The 23,449-nt window shown below is 73.7% G+C and carries 20 protein-coding genes; 9 read left to right on the top strand and 11 right to left on the bottom strand.

The window, feature by feature from the left end; all coding sequences use genetic code 11:
• Positions 1-8 precede the first annotated feature (8 nt).
• Positions 9-551 (bottom strand): hypothetical protein, encoded by a 543-nt coding sequence (locus ABZY31_RS22595; RefSeq protein WP_356413042.1) that lies wholly within the window; start codon positions 549-551, stop codon positions 9-11.
• 189 nt (positions 552-740) lie between these two features.
• On the opposite strand from ABZY31_RS22595, the gene ABZY31_RS22590 reads away from it, so the two are divergent.
• Positions 741-1,382: a chaplin gene (locus ABZY31_RS22590; protein WP_356413040.1), complete on the top strand. Its 642-nt coding sequence runs from the start codon at positions 741-743 to the stop codon at positions 1,380-1,382.
• Here the strand turns inward: ABZY31_RS22590 and ABZY31_RS22585 are convergent.
• Positions 1,358-2,050 carry a DUF2293 domain-containing protein gene (locus ABZY31_RS22585; RefSeq protein ID WP_356413038.1) on the bottom strand — a complete coding sequence of 231 codons (693 nt, stop codon included), beginning with the start codon at positions 2,048-2,050 and terminating at the stop codon, positions 1,358-1,360. The two genes, ABZY31_RS22590 and ABZY31_RS22585, sit on opposite strands and share 25 nt — an antisense overlap.
• A gap of 153 nt (positions 2,051-2,203) precedes the next feature.
• On the opposite strand from ABZY31_RS22585, the gene ABZY31_RS22580 reads away from it, so the two are divergent.
• Entirely contained in the window at positions 2,204-2,704 is a 501-nt protein-coding gene (locus ABZY31_RS22580) for a cupin domain-containing protein (RefSeq protein WP_356413036.1), read from the top strand.
• On the opposite strand, the gene ABZY31_RS22575 is transcribed toward ABZY31_RS22580, so the two are convergent.
• Positions 2,668-4,107 (bottom strand): WGR domain-containing protein, encoded by a 1,440-nt coding sequence (locus tag ABZY31_RS22575; RefSeq protein ID WP_356413034.1) that lies wholly within the window; start codon positions 4,105-4,107, stop codon positions 2,668-2,670. The genes ABZY31_RS22580 and ABZY31_RS22575 overlap by 37 nt on opposite strands.
• Positions 4,108-4,199: 92 nt before the next feature.
• On the opposite strand from ABZY31_RS22575, the gene ABZY31_RS22570 reads away from it, so the two are divergent.
• Complete coding sequence (locus ABZY31_RS22570; protein WP_356413032.1) at positions 4,200-4,877, top strand: uridine kinase; 678 nt, start codon at positions 4,200-4,202, stop codon at positions 4,875-4,877.
• A gap of 48 nt (positions 4,878-4,925) precedes the next feature.
• On the opposite strand, the gene ABZY31_RS22565 is transcribed toward ABZY31_RS22570, so the two are convergent.
• Together ABZY31_RS22565 and ABZY31_RS22560 are read right to left on the bottom strand one after the other, a co-directional pair.
• Positions 4,926-5,807: a PfkB family carbohydrate kinase gene (locus tag ABZY31_RS22565; protein ID WP_356413103.1), complete on the bottom strand. Its 882-nt coding sequence runs from the start codon at positions 5,805-5,807 to the stop codon at positions 4,926-4,928.
• A gap of 74 nt (positions 5,808-5,881) precedes the next feature.
• On the bottom strand, positions 5,882-6,805 hold the full coding sequence (locus ABZY31_RS22560) for a pseudouridine-5'-phosphate glycosidase (protein WP_356413031.1): 924 nt from the start codon (positions 6,803-6,805) through the stop codon (positions 5,882-5,884).
• A gap of 185 nt (positions 6,806-6,990) precedes the next feature.
• Between ABZY31_RS22560 and ABZY31_RS22555 the strand changes: the two genes are divergently transcribed.
• Entirely contained in the window at positions 6,991-7,389 is a 399-nt protein-coding gene (locus ABZY31_RS22555) for a cupin domain-containing protein (protein WP_356413029.1), read from the top strand.
• Here ABZY31_RS22555 and ABZY31_RS22550 read toward each other — a convergent pair.
• The 3 genes from ABZY31_RS22550 to ABZY31_RS22540 all read right to left on the bottom strand — a co-directional run bounded on the left by ABZY31_RS22550 (position 7,379) and on the right by ABZY31_RS22540 (position 10,686).
• Positions 7,379-8,656 carry an MFS transporter gene (locus ABZY31_RS22550; RefSeq protein WP_356413101.1) on the bottom strand — a complete coding sequence of 426 codons (1,278 nt, stop codon included), beginning with the start codon at positions 8,654-8,656 and terminating at the stop codon, positions 7,379-7,381. The two genes, ABZY31_RS22555 and ABZY31_RS22550, sit on opposite strands and share 11 nt — an antisense overlap.
• A gap of 373 nt (positions 8,657-9,029) precedes the next feature.
• Positions 9,030-9,581, bottom strand: a complete 552-nt coding sequence (locus tag ABZY31_RS22545; RefSeq protein WP_356413027.1) for a methylated-DNA--[protein]-cysteine S-methyltransferase — start codon at positions 9,579-9,581, stop codon at positions 9,030-9,032.
• A 67-nt stretch (positions 9,582-9,648) separates the two neighbouring features.
• The gene (locus ABZY31_RS22540; protein WP_356413025.1) at positions 9,649-10,686 is read right to left on the bottom strand and encodes a glycerophosphodiester phosphodiesterase family protein; all 1,038 of its coding nucleotides are present in this window, start codon (positions 10,684-10,686) and stop codon (positions 9,649-9,651) included.
• A gap of 444 nt (positions 10,687-11,130) precedes the next feature.
• Here ABZY31_RS22540 and uvrB point away from each other — a divergent pair, with 444 nt between their 5' ends.
• The 4 genes from uvrB to ABZY31_RS22520 all read left to right on the top strand — a co-directional run bounded on the left by uvrB (position 11,131) and on the right by ABZY31_RS22520 (position 17,284).
• Entirely contained in the window at positions 11,131-13,275 is a 2,145-nt protein-coding gene (gene uvrB, locus ABZY31_RS22535; protein ID WP_356413023.1) for an excinuclease ABC subunit UvrB, read from the top strand.
• A gap of 83 nt (positions 13,276-13,358) precedes the next feature.
• Positions 13,359-13,937 carry a TerD family protein gene (locus tag ABZY31_RS22530; RefSeq protein ID WP_356413021.1) on the top strand — a complete coding sequence of 193 codons (579 nt, stop codon included), beginning with the start codon at positions 13,359-13,361 and terminating at the stop codon, positions 13,935-13,937.
• An 85-nt stretch (positions 13,938-14,022) separates the two neighbouring features.
• A complete protein-coding gene (locus ABZY31_RS22525; RefSeq protein WP_356413019.1) occupies positions 14,023-16,020 on the top strand; it encodes a TerD family protein in 1,998 nt (665 codons plus the stop codon).
• 274 nt (positions 16,021-16,294) lie between these two features.
• Complete coding sequence (locus ABZY31_RS22520; RefSeq protein WP_356413017.1) at positions 16,295-17,284, top strand: TerC family protein; 990 nt, start codon at positions 16,295-16,297, stop codon at positions 17,282-17,284.
• Positions 17,285-17,301: 17 nt separating this feature from the next.
• Here the strand turns inward: ABZY31_RS22520 and ABZY31_RS22515 are convergent, their stop codons facing one another.
• The 3 genes from ABZY31_RS22515 to ABZY31_RS22505 all read right to left on the bottom strand — a co-directional run bounded on the left by ABZY31_RS22515 (position 17,302) and on the right by ABZY31_RS22505 (position 20,173).
• Complete coding sequence (locus tag ABZY31_RS22515; RefSeq protein WP_356413099.1) at positions 17,302-18,591, bottom strand: MFS transporter; 1,290 nt, start codon at positions 18,589-18,591, stop codon at positions 17,302-17,304.
• A 226-nt stretch (positions 18,592-18,817) separates the two neighbouring features.
• Entirely contained in the window at positions 18,818-19,474 is a 657-nt protein-coding gene (locus tag ABZY31_RS22510) for an MBL fold metallo-hydrolase (protein WP_356413015.1), read from the bottom strand.
• Positions 19,475-19,483: 9 nt separating this feature from the next.
• Positions 19,484-20,173: a maleylpyruvate isomerase family mycothiol-dependent enzyme gene (locus tag ABZY31_RS22505; RefSeq protein ID WP_356413013.1), complete on the bottom strand. Its 690-nt coding sequence runs from the start codon at positions 20,171-20,173 to the stop codon at positions 19,484-19,486.
• A 178-nt stretch (positions 20,174-20,351) separates the two neighbouring features.
• Between ABZY31_RS22505 and uvrA the strand changes: the two genes are divergently transcribed.
• Positions 20,352-23,363: an excinuclease ABC subunit UvrA gene (gene uvrA, locus ABZY31_RS22500; protein WP_356413011.1), complete on the top strand. Its 3,012-nt coding sequence runs from the start codon at positions 20,352-20,354 to the stop codon at positions 23,361-23,363.
• The last annotated feature ends 86 nt before the right edge of the window (positions 23,364-23,449 follow it).

The following is a 23,449-nucleotide window of genomic DNA, read 5'->3' as shown; positions in this document are numbered from 1 at the left end:
GGCTCCGCTCAGTTGCCGTGCAGCGCGGCCGCCCAGCGGGCGAGGGTGGTGAAGTCGCGTACGCGCAGGCCGTGGCGGGGGTGGATGCGCAGGAGCAGGGCGGGCGCCGGGTGGTGGGCGCGGGTCCAGGCGCGGTCCCGGTCGGTGATCATGTCGTCGACCCAGGCGAAGGGCCGCCCGTCGGCCCAGTCGAGCAGCGGCCGGGTCTTCCAGTAGAGGCCGTCGGGATCATGGGCGAACAGTTCCGGCCATTCGATGACGGGAAGATCACCGGGTAGTCCGATGTGCGGGGCGATCATCGTGTTGGCCTGGTGCATCCAGGTGGTGGCCCAGGCGAGTTCGAAGGGCAGGGCCTGGAGCCGGGGGCCGTGCGTGGGGTGCAGGCGGACCCGCAGTCCCCGGCGGGCGCTCGCGGAATCCGGGTCGCGGCGGGACATCCACAGGGCCGGGCGCATGCGGTGGGTGGTGTATCCCCGCAGCCCGGCGAGGGGCGACCGGAACGGATTGAGCGGGCCGTCCACGTCGAGGAGCAGCAGCGGTCTGTCCATCATGAAGTACGCACTACCCAGTACACGATGGAGTGAAATGCCTACCGGCTCTATAACCCGAATGGGTCCGGGGCGTTGTTCCGGTGCGGGCGCGACGTCCGTGAACTCCTCCGGAAGGCAGGGAAGCTGATGCGACGCAGTCGTCGAAATGGCCTGATCGCGGCGGTGGTTGCGGGAGGTGGACTGGCTGCCGTGAGCGCGGGCGGCTTCGCCCAAGCCGACGCGGGCGCGGGTGGACAGGCGCTGGGTTCGCCGGGGCTGCTCTCGGGGAACCTGGTGCAGCTGCCGGTGCACACCCCGGTGAACGTGTGCGGGAACACCGTGAGCGTGGTGGGCGTGCTCAACTCCGCCTCCGGCAACCGGTGTTCCAACACCGGTCCTGGCGAGCATCCGGACCCGAGGCCCTCGCATCCGTCGGGCCCGTCGTCCTCGACGGGCCCCTCCCGGCAAGGTGCCGGGAACGGCGGGGGCGCGGTCGCCTCGGGCCAGGCGAACGGTTCGCCCGGGCTGCTGTCCGGAAACGGGCTCCAGCTGCCGATCGACCTCCCGGTGAACATCAGCGGCAACGCGGTGAGCGTGGTCGGCGCGGGCAACTCCGCCACGGGCAACACCTCGGTGAACGGCACCCCGCCCAGCGGCGGCAAGCCCGCGCAGCCGCCGACCGCGGTGCGGCCGCCCGCTCCGCCCGCCCCGGTCACCCCGCCCGCACCGCCGCGCGCGACGGGAGCCGCGCTGGCGCACACGGGCGCCGAGGCGCTGGGCTACCTCGTCCCGGGCAGCGCCGCCCTGCTCCTCGGCGGAGCCCTGCTCTACCGGCGGTCCCGCGCCAGCTGAGCCGTGTCCGCGGGGCCGTGGCCGGGGCGCCAGGAGTCGAGGACCGCGTCGATCCGCGCAGCGAGCCGGGCGCGGGCCTCGAACCGGGGCACGCCCGCCATCAGCAGGGCGTCGTACTCGGTGTCCTCGTGCCGGACCGCGGCGCGGACCGCGACCGAGACGGCCTGCTCGGACAGGGCCCGCCCCGCCGCGCTGCGGCCCACCCGCCCGCTGCCCCGGACCGAGGCGTGCGCCGCGATCGCCCGGGCGCGGTCGGGTGGGCAGCCCGGGAACAGCCGCGCTATCTCGGCCGCGAAGAGCGCCGTGAATCGGGTGTCCTCCGCGGCCCGGCGCACCCGGTCACGGGCCCGGCGCCGGGCCCGCGCCTCGGCGTCCACGAGGCAGGCGGCTTCGGCGCGGACCAGCGCGTGCTCCTCGACCAGCAGGCCCTGGCGCTCGTGCCGGCGGCGGCGCTTGTTGAACCGCACCACGACCGCGCACAGCGAACTGGCCGTCCGGGCGCGGCGGGTGAGGGCGGCGTCCCCGCGCGGCAGGTAGACGAGGTGCCCGAGGTCCGCGCAGTCCAGGCAGCGGGGAACGCCCGACTCGCGCACGAGGTGCGTGAGCGGTCCGTGGCCGCACTCGGCGCAGCTGATCCGCTTGAGCGGCTCGAAGACGACGAGGTCCATACAGGAGTGATACCGCCGTCGCCACCCCATATCACCCTGCGCAGCGCGGTAGTTGGTGTTCCGGGAATTCTTTCCGGTCAACCTGGAGCCTGCCTACGGTGAGCCACTCCAGGGGCGCCGGCCGCCCCCGGAGGGAGCGCGGAGGAGGCGTACATGGGCGGGCCGAAGCCGATGGCCGGGATCGCGGGCGCGGCGCCCCGCAGGCGACGACTCCCGGCCCCCGCCGCGCGGGATGAGCCCGGGCGCATACGCCCGGCGGCCGGGCCGTCGGCCCTGGCCGACCTCCTGGAGCGGGAGATCGTCCTGGAGCCCGGCGGTTCCACCGGCTGGCACTTCCACCACGTCCCGCTCCACGCCGTCGTCCGGTCCGGCACGCTCACCCGGTTCCTGTACGACGGCACGGTCGAGGTGCACGAGGCCGGGACGCGCTTCGTCGAACGCGGCGGCGCCGAACACGTCCACCTCGGCCGCAACCTCGGCGCCGAGCCGGTCATCCTGCACGTCACCTACGCCCTCCCCGAAGGGCTGCCCCTCTCGGTCGACGCGCCCGCCCCCCGCCGCGCCCGGGACGGCCGGCCCGGCCCGGCCGCGGAGCCGCCGTCCGCCGCGGCCCCCGCTCACACCAGGCGGCGTATCTCCCCGCGCACCCGGTAGAAGCCCCCGGGCGCCGGGTGCAGCCCTTCCACCACGTACCGGGCGCCCGCTTCCCGGATGCCCCGCGGGAACTGCACGTTCCACGAGGGCTCGAAGCCGCCCGAGACCACCTGCACCCGCATCCGCCCGCCCTGCTGGACGCACTCGACCACCACGCCGCCCGCGGGAGCGACCGTCACCGTCGCCACCGCGGCCGGCGACGCGGCCGGGGTGAACACCGGCAGGGCCGCCGCCGACTTCACGTCCAGCGCGGTCGGCACCGAGCCCTGCTGGGCCGCCGCGATGGCCGCCTCGCTCGCGTCCACGCACACCAGCGATCCGTCGGTGGTCACCAAGTACAGCCGCTCGTCCAGGTACTGCATCGACAGCGCGGAACCGCTGCCCGTGCCCAGCTTCCACAGCCGCCGCCCGTCGGCGTCGAAGCAGTACACCGACGAGGACGAGTCCCCCGCGAAGACGTGCCGGCCGTCGGGCGAGGTCGCGCACGCGTACACCGCCGCGTCGCACCGGTAGGTGGCCTCGACCGTCCCCCGCGCCTTCGATATCCGCTCCACGGTGTACCGCGAGGTCCCCGCGTACACCGCGTGGTCCTCCTGCCAGCCGAAGAGCACCTGTCCCTTGGTCGCGGTGTGCCACAACTCGCCGCTGCCGTCCGGGGCGTAGGCCGTGACGCCCGCGCTGTGCCCGTGGTAGACCGCGTCCCCGTCGGTCCGCACCATCCACCCGTTGGAACCGGAGGAGCGGCGCGACCACTGGAACTCGTCCTCGTGGTCGATGACCGTCAGACCGCCGTCGCGGTCGGACACGGTGAGCACGCCCTCGTGGATGTCCAGCCAGAAGATGTCCACGTCCGCCGCGATGTCGTACGCCCCGAAAGGGACCTTCGACGACAGGTCGTACACCGTGCCGTCGTCGCAGCCCGCGTAGATCCAGAACTCGTCCGCCACCAGGCACTTGACGCCGTCCGGCAGCGCATAGCGGGCCAGCACCTCACCGCCGTGGCTCAGCGTGTAGACGTCCCCGGCCTGGTTGCCGACCCAGCAGCGGTCCTCGTCCACATGGATCCCGAACGCCGAGGCGCCCGTGCGGAACCGCCACAGCACCGGCGCCACCGCGCGCGCCGTCGAGGGCGCCGAGGCCACCTGGCGGCGGGAGACCGCGCGCGCCGTCCGCCGGCCCCGGACGGCGGGGGCGTACCCCTTGCGGACCTTCTCGCCGACCTTCTTCGCGGCGGCCGCCCGCGCCTTCTCCAGGGTCGGGAAGGAGGAGTTCTGCACCTGGCCCTCAGCCCCGATCCGGCCGTAGCGCACGGAGACGGCCGTCCCGTCGACGGTCACCTCGTAAAACTTGTGGGCGCCGCCACCTTCCTGCGACAGCTCCAGGTACGTCGTCTCGCGAGCCATGACAGACCCCTCCCCAAGGCCGGGCCGACGGCTCTTCCGCGTCGGTGATCCCTTGTCGAGAAACGCTACGGCCGACCACTGACAATGGGACCGTGCAGCTGGAAGCGATCACATGGCAGGGGATGGCCGAGCGGCTCGCGGGCCATCTCGACGAGGCGCGGCCGGCTCCGGGCGGCGCCGCGGACGCCGGCGGCGATCCGGGCGGGGCCGCGTCCTGGCTGCGGGTCGCCGTGGACGGCGCGCCCGCCGCCGGTACCGGCACGCTCGCCGGGCACCTCGCGGACGCGCTGCGCCTGCGCGGCCGTTCGGTCCTCGTGGTGCCCACCGGCGGATTCCTGCGGCCCGCCTCGCTGCGCTTCGAGCACGGCCGGCGCGACGTCGACTCCTACCTCGACGGCTGGTACGACACGGCGGCCCTGTGGCGCGAAGTCGTCGGTCCGCTGGACCCGGGCGGCAGCGGCCGGGTGCTGCCCGACCTCTGGGACCCGGTCACCGACCGGGCGACCCGCAGCCCGTACGTGACCCTGCCGCCGGGCGGGGTACTCGTCCTGCACGGACCGTTCCTGATGGGCCATTGGTTCCCCTTCGACCTCAGCGTCCACATCCGGCTCTCCGCCGCGGCCCTGGCCCGGCGCACGCCCGAGGCCGAGCGCTGGACCGTACCGGCCTTCGCGCGCTACGACGCCGAGACCGGCCCGGAGTCGGCCGCCGACGTCATCGTCCGCGCCGACGACCCCCGCCACCCCGCCTGGGCCGGACCCCCGCGCTGAGCCGCGGCGCTCCCGCCGCCACCGCTCCCGCCGCCACCGATCCGCCGCCTACGGCCGGCCGCCCAGCCGGGTCACCGCCACCGCCCCCGCGCGGCACCCCGCCCGCGCCGCTTCCACCGGGCCCGCGCCCGCCAGCCGGGCGGCCAGGAACCCGCCGGTGAACGCGTCGCCCGCGCCCGTGGAATCCACCGCCAGCGCGGGCTCCGCCGCGACCTCGGCGCTCACCCGGCCCCCCTCGGCGACCAGCGCCCCGGCCGGACCGCGGGTCACCACCACCAGCGGCACCCGCAGGCTCAGCTCCGCCGCCGCCCGCGCCGAAGGGGCCGGGCCGGGCAGCCCGGCCAGCAGCCGCGCCTCGTCCTCGTTGGGCAGGAGCACATCGGCCCCCGCCACCGCGTCCAGGAAGCGGTCCACCCCCAGCGCGGCCAGGAACCCGGCCGAGGCGGGGTCCACGCTCACCGGTATGCCGCGCTCCCGGGCCGACCGCAGCGCGAGGCGGGCCAGCTCCCGGCTGGTGTCCCCGAAGAAGAGGTAGCCGGACAGGTGCAGGTGGGCCACCCCGTCCAGCAGCTCCGGGGTCCAGTCGGCCCGCGAGAGCCGCAGCACCGCCCCGCTGTCGGTCAGGAAGGTCCGCTCCGCGTCCTTGCCGACCAGCGCCACCACCGTCCCGGTCGGCTCCACCGGATCGGTCACCAGCAGCGGCCGCACCCCGGCGGCCACCAGGGCGTGTTCGTGCCACCGCGCCGACTCCGCGCCCACCCGCGCGAGCAGGGCGACGTCGGCGGCGCCCTCGTGGGCCGCCCAGCAGGCCGCGTTGGCCCCGGCGCCACCGGGCATCGTACGGATCCGGGCGGCCGTGTCGGTGGCCGGAGCCAGCGGTTCCAGGTGCACGGCGACCACGTCCGTGACCACGTCCCCGACCACCAGCAGGCTCCCCGCGAACTCCGCGGCCGGTGCGCCGGGCCGGCCGGTGGGCGCGTGCCCGGGCGTTCCCCCCGGCCCGCTCACCAGGCCGCCCAGGCCGACGCGATCCGCGCGCCCAGGCGCACGTTGCCGCGCACCGCCGCGAGGTTGGCCTCCAGCGAGGCCCCGCCGGTCGCCCGGACCAGGAAGCCGAGCAGGAACGGGGTCACCGCCTGGCCGGTGATGCCGCGCTCCCGGCACTCGGCGAGGGCCTCGGCCAGGACCCGGTCGTGCAGGTCGGGGTCCAGCTGCTCCGACTCGGGGACCGGGTTGGCGACCAGCAGCGCGGAGCCCGGCCCGCCCAGGGCGTCCTGGGCGGCCATCACCGCGGCCACTTCCTCCGGCCGGTGCACGGTCCAGTCGACCGGCTCGCCGGAACTGCTCAGGTAGAACCCGGGAAAACGTTCCGTCCCGAAGCCCAGCACCCCCACGCCCAGCGTTTCCAGCCGCTGGAGCGTGGCGGGGACGTCCAGGACCGACTTCACGCCCGCGCACACCACCGTGATCCGGGTCCGGGCGAGCAGCGGAAGGTCCGCCGACTCGTCCTGCGCCCGCGCCCAGTCGCGGTGTACGCCGCCCAGCCCGCCCGTGGCGAAGACCCGCAGCCCGGCCCGGGCGGCCAGGAAGGCCGTCGCCGACACCGTCGTCGCCCCGGTGGCGCCCGCCGCCATCGCGGGGGCCAGGTCCCGGTGCCCGAGCTTGCGCACGCCGTCACCGGTGGCGATGCGCTCCAGCTGTGCCTTGTCGAGCCCGGCGTACGGGACTCCGTCGAGCACAGCGACGGTCGCCGGAACCGCGCCCTCCGACCGGACGAGCGCCTCCAGTTCCCCGCCCACCTGGAGGTTGCGGGGCCGGGGCAGGCCGTGCGCGAGGATCGTCGATTCGAGGGCGACGACGGGCCGCTGCTCCGCGAGCGCGTCGCGGACCTCTTCCGACAGGACCGGAACCGCTGTGTGCTGTGACATGTCCCCATCCATGGCACGGGATCCAGGCCGCCAAACGCGCCCCCGGCCCAACTGTCCGAGATGCGCGGGGTGCGCGCGGCGCTCGCAGTGCTCGCGCCCCTGGACAGGGTGACTCGTCCGCGCTCCCGATCCTGGACGTCCTGGTCACCGCGCCGGGCCGGCCGGCCGGGCTAGGGTTTCGCGCCATGAGCACCGAAGACCCCGCCGCGCCCGCCCCCGCGCCCACCTCCGCCCCCGCATCCTTCGCCGTGTCCGTACCCGATCTGGCGGATACGGAACTGGAGGCCGAGGAGCTCGACCCCGCGCAGATCCTGTCCGGCGACCCGGTGGTGACCGGCAAGGTGCTGTGGGAGTCCGCGGACGGCAAGCAGCTGCGCGGCATCTGGCAGATCACGCCCGGCACGGTCACCGACACCGAGGCGAACGAGCTGTTCGTCGTCGTCAGCGGCCGGGCCACCATCGAGGTCGAGGGCGGCGCGCGGCTGGAGGTCGGCCCCGGCACCGCCTGCGTGCTCCGGGAGGGTGACAGGACCACCTGGACCGTGCACGAGACGCTGCGCAAGGCCTACCACATCAGCCTTTGACGGCCCCGCCGCCGGTCGCCGCGGGGCCGACGGCCACGGGATGGCGGCGCGCGGTGAACAGCGCCAGCCCGGCCATCGGCAGCAGCAGCGCGGCGCCGACCGCGTTCAGCCAGCCGTAGCCCGCCTGGGCGACGATCAGCCCGGACACCGCCCCGCCGACGCCCGCGCAGGTGTTCATGGTCAGGTCGGACAGGCCCTGTACGGCCGCCCGCGCGGCCTGCGGCACCGAGTCCGTCAGCAGCGCCGAACCGGAGACCAGCCCCGCCGACCAGCCCAGGCCCAGCAGGAACAGTCCCGCCGCGGTCTGCGCGTGGTGCGCTCCGGCGGTGCCCGCCAGCAGCGCGGCGATCGCGAGCAGTCCGGCGGCCAGCCCGATCACGGACAGCCGGCCGAGCCGGTCGGCGAGCCATCCCATCACCGGCGAAAAGGCGAACATCCCGGCGATGTGCCCGCTGATCACCAGCCCGATCAGCTGGAGGCCGGCGCCGTGGTGGCCCAGGTCGACCGGGGTCATCACCATGATCGAGACCATGGCGGTGTGCGTCACGGCGACCGTCACCAGCGCCAGGCGCGCCCGGGGCGAGCTCCGTACGGCGGCGAACCCGGCCCGCAGCGAGCGGGCACCGGCCGCCTGCTCGGCCGGTCCGGCCAGCGCCCGCGCGGTCAGCAGCGGATCCGGCCGCAGGAGGACGCCGATCAGCAGCGCGGTGAGCAGGAAGATCGCGCCGGCCCACAGGAACGGGCCGGCCTTCTCGGGTACGGACGTCCCCGCGAAGCTCCGGCTGGCCGGAGCCGACAGATTGGGTCCCAGCACCGCACCGATGGTCGTGGCCCACACCACCGTCGAGATCGCCCGGGCCCGGTGGTCGGGGGCCGCCAGGTCGGCGGCGGCGAACCGGCACTGCAGATTGGCCGAGGACGCGGCGCCGAAGGCGGCCATGCCGACGAGCAGCAGCGGGAAGTTGCCCAGCACGGCGGCCAGGACCACCAGGCCCGCGCCGCCCGCGCCGATCAGGTAGGCGAGCACCAGCCCCGGCCTGCGCCCGCGCGCGGTCATCAGCGCCGCGAGCGGGAGCGAGACCAGAGCGGTGCCCACGACGGAGGCGGTCGAGGCCAGCCCGGACATGGCTTCGGTGCCGCTGACCTCGGTGGCGAGGACCGGAGCCAGCGCGATGCTGATCGGTATGCCCAGGCCGCCCAGGATCTGGCCGGCTATGAGGACGCCGGAGGTGCGCCTGCGCAGCCGGGGCAGGTCGGCCTCGGTCACCTCCCGGACCTCAAGGGCCGTGCGGCCCCAGCGCCGCCGCGGGCCCGGGCGCGCCGCGCGGTCCGGCGGCGCGGCCGCGACGGGGTCGGCGGGGTCGACGGGCGCGACCGGGTCGACGGGCGCGCCGGGCCCTACGGCAGCACCGGCTCCGGCCGGCGCACCGGGCTCGGCGGGGCCGCCGGAGCGGTCCGTACCGTGCGGGGCGGTCACGACGTACACCTCCGGTCCGGCGGGCAGGAGCGGACGGGCCGTGCGGGGCGGGGGACGGCGGGCGGGGCCGCGGCAGCAGTCACCGGCGCAGTGTCGCACCGCCAGCCGCCCGGGGGAACCGGATAGTTCCAGGTCAGCTGCCGGGGAGCCGCGGCCCCGCCGCTCAGAACAGCGGCTCCGGGAGGACGCCCTCCAAAGCCAGCAGGGTGCGCTTGGTCTCCACCCCGCCGCCGAACCCGCCGATCCCGCCGCCGTTCTCCACGACCCGGTGGCAGGCCACGACCAGCGGCAGCGGATTGGAGCCCATCGCCGCGCCCACGGCCTGGGCCGCGCCGGGCTGGCCGACCCGGGCGGCCAGCTCGCCGTACCCGACGACCGCCCCGTACGGCACGGAGCGGTCCAGCTCCTGGAGCACCTGGCGGTGGAAGCCGGAGCTGAGGCGCCAGTCCAGCGGGAGGTCGAAGCGCCGCAGACCGCCCGCGAAGTAGGCGGCGAGCTGGCGTACGGGCTCGGCCAGCAGGACCTCCTCGCCCGGCGCCGGACGGACGGCCGACGCGCCCAGCCGGTCGATCAGCGGCCCGGCCGTCCGCGCGGACGCGTGGAAGGCGACCTTGACCAGACCTTCGTGGGTCGCGGCGAGGAGGAGCGGACCGATGGGGCTGTCGACCACGGTCCATTCGAGGTGCGGCCCCCGGGGCCGCTCGGTGCTGTCCACCCCACCACCGTACGGCGCCCCGCCGACAACGCCCCGGGGCCGCTTGCGGCCGCCCGGGACGGGCGGGTCAGTACCCGTAGACCGTCTGGCGCACCACGTCCGGGGCGTTGGTGATGATGCCGTCCACGCCCATCTCCACGACGCGCTCGGTCGTCTCCGGATCGTCCACGATCCAGGTGTCCACCTCCATGGGCCGGCCGTGCGGCCCCCGGAGGGCGTGCACGTCGGCCACCCACTCGGCGGAGATCTCCCGGAACCAGGGGTTGATCCGGTCGGAGAAGGCGGCGTACCGCTCCAGCTCGTCCTCCGGCGGCGCGCCGAGGAAGGCGGTCACCAGATCCGGACGCAGGCTGTGCACCAGGGCCACCGAGTCGGCGCTGAAGCTCTGTACGACGAGGCGGGAGGCGACGTGCCGGTCGTCGAGCCAACCCGCCCGGTCGAGCTGCTCCAGGATCTGGCGCTCGATCCCCGGGTACAGCTCCGGCTTCTTGACCTCCAGCAGCAGCCGGCCCTGATTGCGCTGGACCCGGTCCAGGTACTCCGCCAGCGTCGGGACCCGGGCGCCGGCGAACTCGGGACGGAACCAGCTGCCCGCGTCGAGCCGGGCGATCTCGGCCGCGGTGAAGTCCTTCACCCGCCAGGGGCTGCGGTTCGGGAACACCGTCCGGGCGTCGGTGGTCCGCTTGAGGGTGTCGTCGTGGATCACCACGAGCACGCCGTCCTTGGTGCGCTGGACGTCGTTCTCCACCCAGTCGAAGCCCAGCCGGGCGGCGAGGTCGATGGAGGCCAGCGTGTTCTCCGGGGCGTACGCCGAGGCCCCCCGGTGGGCGTACACCACCGGCAGCCCGAACAGCCCCGGCCGCGGCCCCGCCAGCGGCGCGGAGCGGGGCGCGGCGGCCCGGCCCGCGCTCCCGCGCAGCGCGGCGGGACGCACGGCCGCGCCCGTGGCCGGGCCCCGGGCGGTACGCGCGCCCGGCTCGGCCGGCGGTCCGGCCGACCGCGCCGGCGCCGGGTGGGCGGCCCGGGTGGCGCCGGCCGGCCCGCCCAGCGCGCAGAGGGTGATGCCCAGCACGGCGGCAGCCGCGGCAACGGTTCGGACGTACATCTGCGGTCTCCTCGGGTCACGGGTCAGCAAGGGGTCGACTCGCGGGTCGTGAAGGGGCCGGCCGGCGGCCCGGCCGGACGCGCGGGCGGGCGGGGGCGCGGGGCGCGCGCGGGCGGGAGCGGGAGCGGGGCGGGGGCGCGGGGCGGCGGGGCGGACGGCGCGGCCCGGCGGTGCGGCGCGCTCGGCGGCTCGGCGGTGATGACTGGTCCCGCCCCTCCTGGCGCATCTGACGGCCCGTCGCGGTGTGTGACGGCCTGCTCGCGATGATGCCGTTCCCCCTCGGCGCGTCGCCACCGAACTACGACAAACGGACCAGGGCCGCCGGGCGTCCCGGGACGTCACGGAGCCGGGACCGCGCTGGTCGCACGGGGGTAGGCCGCCCGTCGCGGAGCCCGGCGGCCGCGCGGATGCGTGAGTGTCAGTGGGGGGCCGTACGGTTGACTCATGCGGCCCGTATCGAAGATCGAACGCACGGTGGCGCCTTTCGAGGTCGTCAGTCCCTACCAGCCCAGCGGCGACCAGCCGGCGGCCATCGCCGAGCTGGAGAAGCGCATCCGCGCGGGGGAGAAGGACGTCGTCCTGCTGGGCGCGACCGGCACCGGAAAGTCGGCCACCACGGCCTGGATGATCGAGAAGCTCCAGCGGCCGACGCTGGTCATGGCCCCGAACAAGACGCTGGCCGCCCAGCTGGCGAACGAGTTCCGCGAGCTGCTGCCCAACAACGCCGTCGAGTACTTCGTCTCGTACTACGACTACTACCAGCCCGAGGCCTACGTCCCGCAGTCGGACACCTACATCGAGAAGGACTCCTCCATCAACGAGGAGGTCGAGCGGCTGCGCCACTCCGCGACCAACTCGCTGCTGACCCGCCGCGACGTCATCGTGGTCGCCTCCGTCTCCTGCATCTACGGCCTCGGCACCCCGCAGGAGTACGTCGACCGGATGGTCTCGCTCAAGGTCGGCGAGGAGTTCGACCGGGACCAGCTGCTGCGCCGGTTCGTCGACATCCAGTACACCCGCAACGACGTCGCCTTCACCCGCGGCACCTTCCGGGTGCGCGGCGACACCATCGAGATCTTCCCGGTGTACGAGGAGCTGGCCGTCCGGATCGAGATGTTCGGCGACGAGATCGAGGCCCTCTCCACCCTGCACCCGCTGACCGGCGAGGTGATCAGCGAGGACCGCGAGCTGTACGTGTTCCCCGCCAGCCACTACGTCGCCGGGCCCGAGCGCATGGAGAAGGCGGTCCGGGGCATCGAGGCGGAGCTGACCGCGCGCCTGGACGAGCTGGAGAAGCAGGGCAAGATGCTGGAGGCCCAGCGGCTGCGCATGCGCACCACCTACGACCTGGAGATGATGCGCCAGATCGGGTCCTGCTCCGGCATCGAGAACTACTCGCTGCACATGGACGACCGCGAGCGCGGCTCGGCGCCCAACACCCTCATCGACTACTTCCCCGAGGACTTCCTCCTCGTCATCGACGAGTCGCACGTCACCGTGCCCCAGATCGGCGCCATGTACGAGGGCGACGCCTCGCGCAAGCGGACCCTGGTCGACCACGGCTTCCGGCTGCCCTCCGCGCTGGACAACCGTCCCCTGAAGTGGGAGGAGTTCCAGGAGCGGATCGGCCAGACCGTCTACCTGTCGGCCACGCCCGGAAAGTACGAGCTCTCGCGCGGCGACGGCTTCGTCGAGCAGATCATCCGGCCCACCGGCCTGATCGACCCCGAGGTCGTCGTCAAGCCGACCGAGGGCCAGATCGACGACCTGGTGCACGAGATCCGCCAGCGCGTCGAGAAGGACGAGCGGGTCCTGGTCACCACCCTCACCAAGAAGATGGCCGAGGACCTCACGGACTACTTCCTGGAGCTGGGCATCGCGGTGCGCTACCTGCACAGCGACGTGGACACGCTGCGCCGGATCGAGCTGCTGCGCGAGCTGCGGGCCGGGGAGTACGACGTCCTCGTCGGCATCAACCTGCTGCGCGAGGGCCTCGACCTGCCCGAGGTGTCGCTGGTGGCGATCCTCGACGCCGACAAGGAGGGGTTCCTGCGCTCGGGGACCTCGCTGATCCAGACCATCGGCCGCGCCGCGCGCAACGTCTCCGGCCAGGTCCACATGTACGCGGACAAGATGACCCCGGCGATGGAGAAGGCCATCGAGGAGACCAACCGGCGCCGGGAGAAGCAGGTCGCCTACAACACGGCGCACGGCATCGACCCGCAGCCGCTGCGCAAGAAGATCAACGACATCGTGGCCACCATCGCCCGCGAGGAGGTCGACACCGAGCAGCTGCTCGGCACCGGCTACCGCCAGCAGAAGGGCGGCAAGGACGCGAAGGCGCCGGTGCCCGTGCTGGGCGCCCGGGCGGCGGCGGTCAAGGGCGGCAAGGCCGCGAAGGGCGGCGCCCGGGGCGAGGTGCTCACCGACCGGCCCGCCGCGGAACTGGCCGCGCTGATCGAGCAGATGACCGAGCGGATGCGGGCGTCCGCGGCCGAGCTGCAGTTCGAGGTCGCGGCCCGGATCCGGGACGAGGTCGGGGAACTGAAGAAGGAGCTGCGGCAGATGAAGGAAGCGGGCCTCGCCTGAGCCGGAGCCGGTCAGTAGTGTTCGGGCGTGGAACAGCCGCAGGTACTCGCTGCCTGGGGGTGGCTATGGAGAGGGGACAGCGCGTGACGGTCAACATGACCAAGGGTCAGGCCATCAGTCTGGAGAAGGCGGACGGGGGGACGCTGACCGCGGTCCGCATGGGCCTCGGATGGCAGGCGGCCAAGCGCCGCGGCCTGTTCGGCGGCCGTACCCGGGAGATCGACCTGGACGCCTCGGCGGTGCTGTTCGCCGGCAAGGAGCCCATGGACGTCGTCTTCTTCCGGCACCTGCAGAGCGACGACGGTTCGGTCCGGCACACCGGCGACAACCTGGTCGGCGGCGCCGGCCAGGGGGGCGACGACGAGTCGATCCTCGTCGACCTCCAGCGCGTACCGGTGCACATCGACCAGATCGTCTTCACGGTGAACTCGTTCACCGGCCAGACGTTCCAGGAGGTGCAGAACGCCTTCTGCCGCATCGTCGACGAGACCAACGGCCAGGAGCTGGCCCGCTACACGCTCGACGGCGGCGGCCAGTACACCGCGCAGATCATGGCGAAGGTGCACCGCGCGGGCGCCGGCTGGAAGATGACGGCCCTGGGCAACGCGGCCAACGGCCGGACCTTCCAGGACCTGCTTCCGGCGATCCTGCCGCACCTGTAGTCACCGGTCCCGCCGCGCCCGCCGTCACCCGGCGGGCGGCGGCGGCCGCCGACAAGAACGCGTACGACGGGGGAGGGGCTGCACGATGACGGCCGAACTGGTCCGGGGGCAGAACCACCCCCTGTCCCGGCACCGGGTGGAGATCAGGGTCTCGGCGGGCACACCCGTGCTCGCCGGGGCCGCGCTGGGCGACGACCGGGGGCTGCTGGACGGCCCCGGATCCCTGGCCCACCCCGGTGCGCCCCGGGTGCCCGGCCTGGAGGTGCCCGGCGCCGCGGCCGCTCGGCACGCCTTCGCGGTCGACCTGGACGAGGTCCCCGCCGCCGTGCACAGGGTCGGGGTCGTGCTGGCGCTGCCGCCCGGCGGCCCGGCCCGCTTCGGCGCGGTCGCCGCGCCGCACGTCGCCGTGGCCGCCCCCGACGGCGCCGAGCTGGCCGGGTACACCCTGACCGGGCTGGACGCGGAGACCGCCGTCGTCGCGGTCGAGCTGTACCGCCGCCAGGGCGCCTGGAAGGTCCGCGCCGTCGGCCAGGGGTACGCCGACGGTCTCGCCGCCCTCCTCACCGACCACGGGCTGAGCGCCCCGGCCGCCGCGGACCTCGCCGCCGAGGCCCACACGGCCGCGGGCTCCGGGCCCGTCGACCCTGCGCCCGTCCCGGGCTCTCCGGGCTCCCCCTACTCCGCCGCGCCGGCGGGGACGGGCTCCGTGCCCGCACCGCCCCCCGTACCGGCGCCCGCGGCCTCCGCTACCCCGACCCCGCCGACGGCCCCGCTCGCAGCGGCCCCGCAGGAACCGGTCCCCGGCCCGGTGCCCCCGCCGCCACCCGCGGACCCCGGCTCCGGCCCGGACGGGCCGCCCACCATCAGCTACGCCCACCCGCGCCGCTCGCGCACCGACGCACCCCCGGCGCCCGCTCCGCAGGCCCCGCCCGCGCTGCCCGGCGAGCCGCCCCGCCCGGTCGCCGGTGACGCCACCGGCTGGACCATGGACGAGCGGCTCTACAACCAGGTCTGGGGCATGTTCGAGGACCTGGCCCGCTCGGTCTCCGCCTACCGCGGCGCCGCCGACCACGCCGAGACCCGGATGGACCGCGAACTGGACGAGGCCCTCGCCGACCCCCTGGGCCGGCTGGGCGGCTCCGGCGACGGCGCCCGGGAGAAGGCCCGGGCCCGCCGCGACGACCTGGTCGGCCGCGCCCGGGCCGTCCTGGACCGGGACCTCGCCCAGCTGACGGCCGAATCCGAGGTGGTCGAACCCGCGCTCCCCGCCGCCTTCGCCCGCTGGGACAACCCCGTCTGGCACGCCCACCGGATCCCCGCCGAGGCCCCCCTGGCGCTGCGCCTGGGCGACCTGCACCTGCCGGAGTGCCCCGGGCTGCGCATCCCCATGCTGGTGCGGTTCCCGCTGGAGCGCGGGCTGTGGATCGACAACGGCCGGACCGGCTCCGAGGCGGCGATGGCGGCGGACACCGCCCCGCTGCGCCGGGCCGCCATGGACATGGCCGTCGCGCACGCCGTACGGCTGCTCGCCGTGCACCCTGCGGGCCGGTTCTCCGTGCACGTCATCGACGCCGCCGGAGCCGGGGCCGACGCGCTGGCCCCGCTCGTGCGGGCGGGCGTCCTGGCGGCGCCGCCCGCCGCGGGGGCCGCCGGGGTCACCGAGACCCTCGCGCGGCTCACCCGCCGGGTGGACCTCGTACAGATGGCGGTGCGGGCCGGGGCGCCGGAGGACCTGCCGCCGGACCTGGACACCGCCGAGCAGCTGCTGATCGTCCACGACTTCCCGCACGGCTTCGACGACCGGGCGGTCACCCGGTTGCGCTACCTGGCCGACGAGGGTCCCGCGGTCGGCGTGCACCTGCTGATGGTCGCGGACCGTGACGAGTCCTCGGCGTACGGGCCGCTGCTGGACCCGCTGTGGCGGTCGCTGATGCGGCTGTCGCCCGTCCCCGACAACCACCTGGCCGATCCGTGGGTGGGTCATGCCTGGACCTTCGAGGCGTCGTTCCCGCCGCCCGGCAGCCGGGTCCTGGACCAGGTGCTGGACCGGATCGTGGAGGCGCGAGGCGGGCGCGGCGCCTGAGCGGGCGGCTCCGCGCGGGGCCGTCCGTCGAGCGGTTCCTGACCAGTGCCTGACCTTCTCTTGGTCTTCCCTTTACCAAAAGGGGCAGAGCGGGGTACCCTCGTGAGTGCGGAGGGGAGTATTCCTGCTTCCCAGCTACGGCGTGCCCGTCAATACGGACCGTGACCGGTCCCGGGGCGTCGGCCCACGGCCTCCTGGCCGCCCGGGTGGAAGAGACCTCCGGCAGCGATGACGCTGACGCAGTGCTGAGCCATCCGCCGGAGGCGAGTTCAACGTGGACGTTTCGTGGACCCTCTGGGTGCTGACCATTCTCGGTCTGGGCATCCTCATCGGAGCCGATTTCTTCATCGGCCGCAAACCGCACGACGTATCGATCAAGGAAGCGGGCATCTGGACGGTCGTCTGGATCGCCCTCGCCGCGCTCTTCGGCCTCGGCCTGCTGGTCTTCGGCAACGGCCAGGCCTCCCAGGAGTTCTTCGCGGGCTTCATCACCGAGAAGTCGCTGAGCGTCGACAACCTCTTCGTCTTCGTCCTGATCATGGCGAAGTTCGCGGTGCCCTCCCACCTCCAGCAGCGAGTGCTGCTCGTGGGCGTGCTGATCGCCCTGGTGCTGCGCGCCATCTTCATCGCCGCGGGCGCCGCGATCATCGCCAGCTTCTCCTGGGTCTTCTACATCTTCGGCGCGTTCCTGATCTACACCGCGTGGAAGCTCATCCAGGAGGCCCGCAAGGACGAGGCGGACGAGGAGTTCGAGGAGAACCGCCTCCTGAAGTCCGTCGAAGAGAAGTTCGGCGTCGCCGACAGGTACCACGGCACCAAGCTCTTCATCCGGGAGAACGGCAAGCGCGTCCTGACGCCGCTGATGGTCGTCATGCTCGCCATCGGCACGACGGACATCCTGTTCGCCCTGGACTCCATCCCCGCGATCTTCGGCCTGACCCAGGACCCGTACATCGTCTTCACCGCCAACGCCTTCGCCCTCATGGGCCTGCGCCAGCTGTACTTCCTCATCGGCGGCCTGCTCAAGAAGCTGGTCCACCTCAGCTACGGCCTGTCGATCATCCTGGGCTTCATCGGGATCAAGCTCGTGCTGCACGCCCTGCACGAGTCCGGGGTGCACGTCCCGCAGATCTCCATCCCGGTCTCGCTCGGCGTCATCTGCGGCGTCCTGGTGATCACCACGATCACCAGCCTGCTCGCCTCGAAGAAGCAGGCGGCGGCCGAGGCCGCCGCCGGGGCCGCGTCGCGCGACAGCGTCGGCTGAGGCGCGCGGGATTGCGCTCAGGCGGGGGCGGCCGCTTCGGCCGCCCCCGCCGTGCGTACGGCCACCGGGCGCGTCTCCGGCAGCAGGGCGAAGCACGCGAGGCTGACCAGGGCGATCCCGGTCAGGTACGCGGCCACACCCCAGGGCGGCCCCGGGCCCTCGGCCAGCGCGGTGGCCACGACGGGCGTCAGCGCGCCGCCCAGCACCCCGCCCAGGTTGTAGCCGACGGCCGCCCCCGTGCACCGCACGCGCGGCGGATACAGCTCCGGCAGGTACGCGCCCACCACCGCGAACATCGTCACCATGCCCAGCAGCGCGCCCAGGCAGCCCAGCGTCATCAGCAGCGGGTCGGCGGTCCGCAACAGGGCCACCAGCGGGAACATCCACACCGAGCAGGCCGCGCTCCCGGCCAGGCAGAGCGGCCGCCGCCCGTACCGGTCGCCCAGCACCGCCACCAGCGGGGTGACGCAGCCCTTCACGGCGACGGCCGCCATGACGCAGGCCAGCATCACGCTGCGGTCGACCCCCAGGTGGTCGGTCGCGTAGGCCAGGGACCAGGTCGTCACCGCGTAGAAGACGGCGTAGCCGACGGCGAGCGCGCCGCCGGTGAGCAGGAGCAGCCGCCCGTGGTCGCGGACGACCTCGGCCACCGGCGCGTTCGCCCGCCGGCCGCCGGCGGCGAGCCCGCGGAACTCCGGGGTCTCCTCGACCGATCGGCGCGACCACAGGCCCGACAGCGCGAGCACACCGGCCGCCCAGAACGGCACCCGCCAGCCCCAGGACGTGAACTGGCCGTCCGTGAGCGCGGCGGACAGCGCCAGCATCAGCCCGTTCGCCAGCAGGAACCCGACGGCCGGACCCGTCTGCGGGAAGCTCGACCACAGCCCGCGCCGGTTCTCGGGGGCGTGCTCCGCGGTCAGCAGCACCGCCCCGCCCCACTCCCCGCCGAGCCCGAGGCCCTGGAGGAAGCGCAGCAGGAGCAGGAGCACCGGAGCGCCGGCCCCGATCGAGGAGTACGCCGGTACGCAGCCCACCGCGACCGTGGCGAGCCCGGTCAACAGCAGGGACGCGAGCAGCACCGGCCGCCGGCCGTACCGGTCGCCGACGTGGCCGAAGAGCACCGAGCCCAGCGGGCGGGCGAGGAAGCCCACGCCGAAGGTGCCGAAGGCCGCGAGGGTCCCGGCCAGCGGCGAGAAGGTGGGGAAGAACAGGGGGCCGAGGACCAGGGCGGCGGCGGTCCCGTAGACGAAGAAGTCGTAGAACTCGATGGCCGTGCCGACGAGCGAGGCCGAGGCGAGGCGGAGCATCGAGGGGGAGCGGTCCCGGTGCGGGGCGTGGTCACGGGGACCCGGAACGGACGGGTCCGGGCGGGTGGAGCGATCTTGGTGCATGGTGCAGCAAGTACCCCGCCGCGCGGGGCCGGGGGGCGCCTTCGCGCCTCCTTCGCCGGAACGGGTGGAGCGCCGCCGCGGTGTTGACGCGGGCCGCCCTTCCGCTGGGGAGGGGCGGCCCGGAGCCGGGAGGGAGGAGGGGTTACCAGCCGCGCTCGCGCCACTGCGCGAGCTGCGGGCGCTCGGCGCCGATCGTGGTGTCGTTGCCGTGGCCGGGGTAGACCCAGGCCTCGTCCGGGAGCTGCCCGAAGAGCTTCTCCTCGACGTCGCCGAGGAGCCGGGCGAACGCCTCCGGGTCGCCGCCGGTGTTGCCGACGCCGCCCGGGAAGAGGCAGTCCCCGGTGAAGACGTGCGGGTGCCCGTGCGGGTCGTCGTAGACCAGGGCGATCGAGCCTGGGGTGTGGCCGACCAGGTGGCGGGCGGTCAGGGTGACCCGCCCGAAGGTCAGGGTGTCGCCGTCCTCGACCGGGACGTCCGTCGGCACCGGGATGCCCTCGGTGTCGTGGCGCCCGGCGTAGGTCCGGGCTCCGGTCGCGTCGACCACCTCGCGCAGGGCGCCCCAGTGGTCGCCGTGCCGGTGGGTGGTGACGACCGCCGTGATGCCGTCGTCACCGATCAGGCCGAGCAGGGTGGCGGCCTCGGCGGCCGCGTCGATCAGCAGCTGCTCGCCGGTCGCCCGGCAGCGCAGCAGGTAGGCGTTGTTGTTCATGTCGCCCACGGCGACCTTGGAAATCATCAGGTCCGCGAGTTCGTGCACGTCGGCCGGACCGCCGACCTTCACCGCTCCGCTGTACGTCATGACCTGATCCTAGAGCGGAGGCAGCAGAGGGAGGGGACCGCCCGCGGTGGTCAGGGCGTCGCCCTTGTCGCCGCGCCCGGCCAGCCAGGCCAGGAGCTGCGCCGGGGTACCGGTCAGGGTGACCGGGGAGCCGTCGGCGGAGCCGGTGCGCCAGGTGCGGCCGTCCCCCGCGGACAGCGTCACCGGCGGCACCTCGGGGTGCCCGGACCAGCGGTCGGCCAGGAAGACGATCTCGCGCTCGGTGAACTCGTCCGGGAGGTCCGCCAGCTCGTAGCCGATCCCGAGGTCCACGTGGTGCAGCTCGACCTCGACGAGGCGGCGGAAGGGGATCCGGGAGGCGCTGTCGGTGACCCCGTTGCGCAGCTCGACCGTGCGGGACCAGTCCTGGGGGGCTCCGGCCACGGTCTCGAAGGAGGCGGCGGAATTCCGCACGTCCTCCAGCTGTTCCACCAGAGGCCGCCCTGCGTCGCGCGCGATGTCGGCGTCGCGGGCGGCGGCGCTCTCGTACATCGGACGCCCCTCGAACACGTTCACGAGGGCGTCGGCGTTGCGGGAGAGGTGGGCGAGGACGTGACCCCGGGACCAGCCCGGCAGGCGTGACGCCTCGGCCACGGCGGCGTTGTCCAGTTTCGCGGCCGCGGTCAGCAGTCGGTCCGTGGCATCGCGTAGGGATCGCAGGTCGTGCACATGATCAATCATGGGGCCGACCCTAGCGCTGCCACACGATCGGGTGAAGCACTCTGCGGAGTGCCGTAAATCGAATGCACGTGCTATACGCTCGGAGAACAAGACACACACCCCAGCGGCGCCTCCCCCCTCCCATACTCTGGATGGCCGGGGCCCGTCCCCCGCTCTCTCAAGAAAGGTGCGGACCGGCGTGACCGACCGTCTCATCGTTCGTGGCGCTCGCGAGCACAACCTCAAGAACGTTTCGCTCGACCTGCCCCGCGACTCACTCATCGTCTTCACCGGACTCTCCGGTTCGGGCAAGTCCTCCCTGGCCTTCGACACGATCTTCGCCGAGGGCCAGCGCCGCTACGTCGAGTCGCTGTCGTCCTACGCCCGTCAGTTCCTGGGGCAGATGGACAAGCCCGACGTCGACTTCATCGAGGGCCTCTCCCCGGCCGTCTCGATCGACCAGAAGTCGACCTCGCGCAACCCGCGCTCCACCGTCGGCACCATCACCGAGGTCTACGACTACCTCCGCCTGCTCTTCGCCCGCATCGGCAAGCCGCACTGCCCCGAGTGCAGCCGTCCGATCGCGCGGCAGTCGCCGCAGGCGATCGTCGACCGGGTGCTCGCGCTGCCCGAGGGCAGCCGCTTCCAGGTGCTCTCGCCGCTCGTGCGCGAGCGCAAGGGCGAGTTCGTCGACCTCTTCGCCGACCTCCAGACCAAGGGCTACAGCCGGGCCCGGGTGGACGGAACGACGATCCAGCTCTCCGAGCCGCCCACGCTGAAGAAGCAGGAGAAGCACACGATCGAGGTGGTCGTCGACCGCCTCACCGTCAAGGACGGCGCCAAGCGGCGGCTCACCGACTCGGTGGAGACCGCGCTCGGCCTCTCCGGCGGCATGGTCATCCTGGACTTCGTCGACCTCGCCGAGGACGACCCCGAGCGTGAGCGGATGTTCTCCGAGCACCTCTACTGCCCGTACGACGACCTGTCCTTCGAGGAGCTGGAGCCGCGCTCCTTCTCCTTCAACTCGCCCTTCGGCGCCTGCCCCGAGTGCACCGGTATCGGTACGCGCATGGAGGTGGACCCCGAGCTGATCATCCCCGACGAGGACAAGTCCCTCGAAGAGGGCGCGATCTCGCCGTGGTCGCTCGGCCACACCAAGGACTACTTCCAGCGGCTGATCGGCGCTCTCGCGGGCGAGCTGGGATTCCGGACGGACATCCCCTGGGCCGGACTGCCGCAGCGGGCCAAGAAGGCCCTGCTGTACGGCCACAAGACGCAGATCGAGGTCCGCTACCGCAACCGGTACGGGCGCGAGCGGGCCTACACGACCGCCTTCGAAGGCGCCGTGCCCTTCGTCAAGCGGCGGCACTCGGAGGCGGAGAGCGACACCAGCCGCGAGCGCTTCGAGGGCTACATGCGCGAGGTGCCCTGCCCGACCTGCGAGGGCACCCGGCTCAAGCCGATCGTGCTCGCGGTGACCGTGATGGGCAAGTCCATCGCCGCGGTGTCCGCGATGTCGATCAGCGAGTGCGCCGAGTTCCTGGGCGAACTGCGCCTGGACGCCCGCGACAAGAAGATCGCCGAGCGGGTGCTGAAGGAGGTCAACGAGCGGCTGCGCTTCCTCGTGGACGTCGGCCTGGACTACCTCTCGCTCAACCGCGCCGCGGGCACCCTGTCCGGCGGCGAGGCCCAGCGCATCCGGCTGGCCACGCAGATCGGCTCCGGCCTGGTCGGCGTGCTCTACGTACTGGACGAGCCGTCCATCGGCCTGCACCAGCGCGACAACCACCGGCTGATCGAAACGCTGGTGCGGCTGCGCGACATGGGCAACACGCTGATCGTCGTCGAGCACGACGAGGACACCATCAAGGTGGCGGACTGGGTCGTGGACATCGGCCCGGGCGCCGGTGAGCACGGCGGCAAGGTCGTGCACAGCGGCTCGCTGAAGGACCTGCTGAAGAACACCGAGTCGATGACCGGGCAGTACCTGTCCGGGAAGAAGTCCATCGAGCTGCCCGAGGTGCGGCGGCCGGTGGACGAGAGCCGCATGCTCACCGTCCACGGCGCGCGGGAGAACAACCTGCGCGACATCGACGTGTCCTTCCCGCTGGGGGTGCTGACCGCCGTCACCGGCGTGTCCGGCTCCGGAAAGTCCACGCTGGTCAACGACATCCTCTACACGCACCTGGCGCGCGAGCTGAACGGCGCCCGGACGGTACCCGGGCGGCACACCCGGGTGGAGGGCGACGACCTCGTCGACAAGGTCGTCCATGTCGACCAGTCGCCGATCGGCCGCACCCCGCGGTCCAACCCGGCGACGTACACCGGCGTCTTCGACCACGTGCGCAAGCTCTTCGCGGAGACGATGGAGGCGAAGGTGCGCGGCTACCTGCCGGGCCGCTTCTCCTTCAACGTCAAGGGCGGCCGGTGCGAGAACTGCTCCGGCGACGGCACGATCAAGATCGAGATGAACTTCCTGCCCGACGTCTACGTCCCGTGCGAGGTCTGCCACGGGGACCGGTACAACCGGGAGACGCTGGAGGTGCACTACAAGGGCAAGTCCATCGCCGAGGTGCTGAACATGCCGATCGAGGAGGCCCTCGGCTTCTTCGAGGCCGTTCCGACGATCAGCCGGCACCTGCGCACGCTCAACGAGGTCGGGCTCGGCTACGTGCGGCTCGGGCAGTCCGCGCCGACGCTGTCGGGCGGTGAGGCGCAGCGGGTGAAGCTGGCGTCGGAGCTGCAGAAGCGGTCGACGGGCCGGACGGTCTACGTGCTGGACGAGCCGACGACGGGTCTGCACTTCGAGGACATCTCGAAGCTGATCAAGGTGCTGTCGGGGCTGGTCGACAAGGGCAACTCGGTGATCGTCATCGAGCACAACCTCGATGTCGTCAAGACCGCCGACTGGGTCATCGACATGGGCCCCGAGGGCGGTTACGGCGGCGGTCTGGTGGTCGCGGAGGGCACGCCGGAGCAGGTGGCCTCCGTGGGGGCCAGCCACACCGGCAAGTTCCTGCGGGACATCCTGGGCGCGGAGCGGGTCTCGGACGCCGGTGTGCCCGCGGCGCGGGCCGCGTCGAAGAAGCGGGCCCCGGCGAAGAAGGCCGTGGCCGCGGCGGGCGCCGCCACCGCGAAGAAGGCGGCGGCGAAGAAGACCGCCTCGGCCGCCGCCCCGGCCAAGAAGGCGGCCCGGGCCCGCAAGGCCTGAGCGGGGTCCGGGGCATCACCCCACGCAGCCACGACGGCCGCCAGCTCACCTCAAGCCCGCACTGAGGAAACGCTCATGCCAGAAGA

The organism is Streptomyces sp. NPDC006529, assembly GCF_040611795.1.
Taxonomy (GTDB): Bacteria; Actinomycetota; Actinomycetes; order Streptomycetales; family Streptomycetaceae; genus Streptomyces.
This window is presented reverse-complemented; position numbering and strand designations above follow the sequence as displayed.

Coding starts and splice junctions, on each gene's coding strand:
- ABZY31_RS22595 (WP_356413042.1), bottom strand. CDS start 551: ATGATGGACAGACCGCTGCTGCTCCTCGACGTGGACGGCCCGCTCAAT.
- ABZY31_RS22585 (WP_356413038.1), bottom strand. CDS start 2,050: ATGGACCTCGTCGTCTTCGAGCCGCTCAAGCGGATCAGCTGCGCCGAG.
- ABZY31_RS22580 (WP_356413036.1), top strand. CDS start 2,204: ATGGGCGGGCCGAAGCCGATGGCCGGGATCGCGGGCGCGGCGCCCCGC.
- ABZY31_RS22575 (WP_356413034.1), bottom strand. CDS start 4,107: ATGGCTCGCGAGACGACGTACCTGGAGCTGTCGCAGGAAGGTGGCGGC.
- ABZY31_RS22560 (WP_356413031.1), bottom strand. CDS start 6,805: ATGTCACAGCACACAGCGGTTCCGGTCCTGTCGGAAGAGGTCCGCGAC.
- ABZY31_RS22555 (WP_356413029.1), top strand. CDS start 6,991: ATGAGCACCGAAGACCCCGCCGCGCCCGCCCCCGCGCCCACCTCCGCC.
- ABZY31_RS22540 (WP_356413025.1), bottom strand. CDS start 10,686: ATGTACGTCCGAACCGTTGCCGCGGCTGCCGCCGTGCTGGGCATCACC.
- uvrB (WP_356413023.1), top strand. CDS start 11,131: ATGCGGCCCGTATCGAAGATCGAACGCACGGTGGCGCCTTTCGAGGTC.
- ABZY31_RS22525 (WP_356413019.1), top strand. CDS start 14,023: ATGACGGCCGAACTGGTCCGGGGGCAGAACCACCCCCTGTCCCGGCAC.
- ABZY31_RS22515 (WP_356413099.1), bottom strand. CDS start 18,591: ATGCTCCGCCTCGCCTCGGCCTCGCTCGTCGGCACGGCCATCGAGTTC.
- ABZY31_RS22510 (WP_356413015.1), bottom strand. CDS start 19,474: ATGACGTACAGCGGAGCGGTGAAGGTCGGCGGTCCGGCCGACGTGCAC.
- ABZY31_RS22505 (WP_356413013.1), bottom strand. CDS start 20,173: ATGATTGATCATGTGCACGACCTGCGATCCCTACGCGATGCCACGGAC.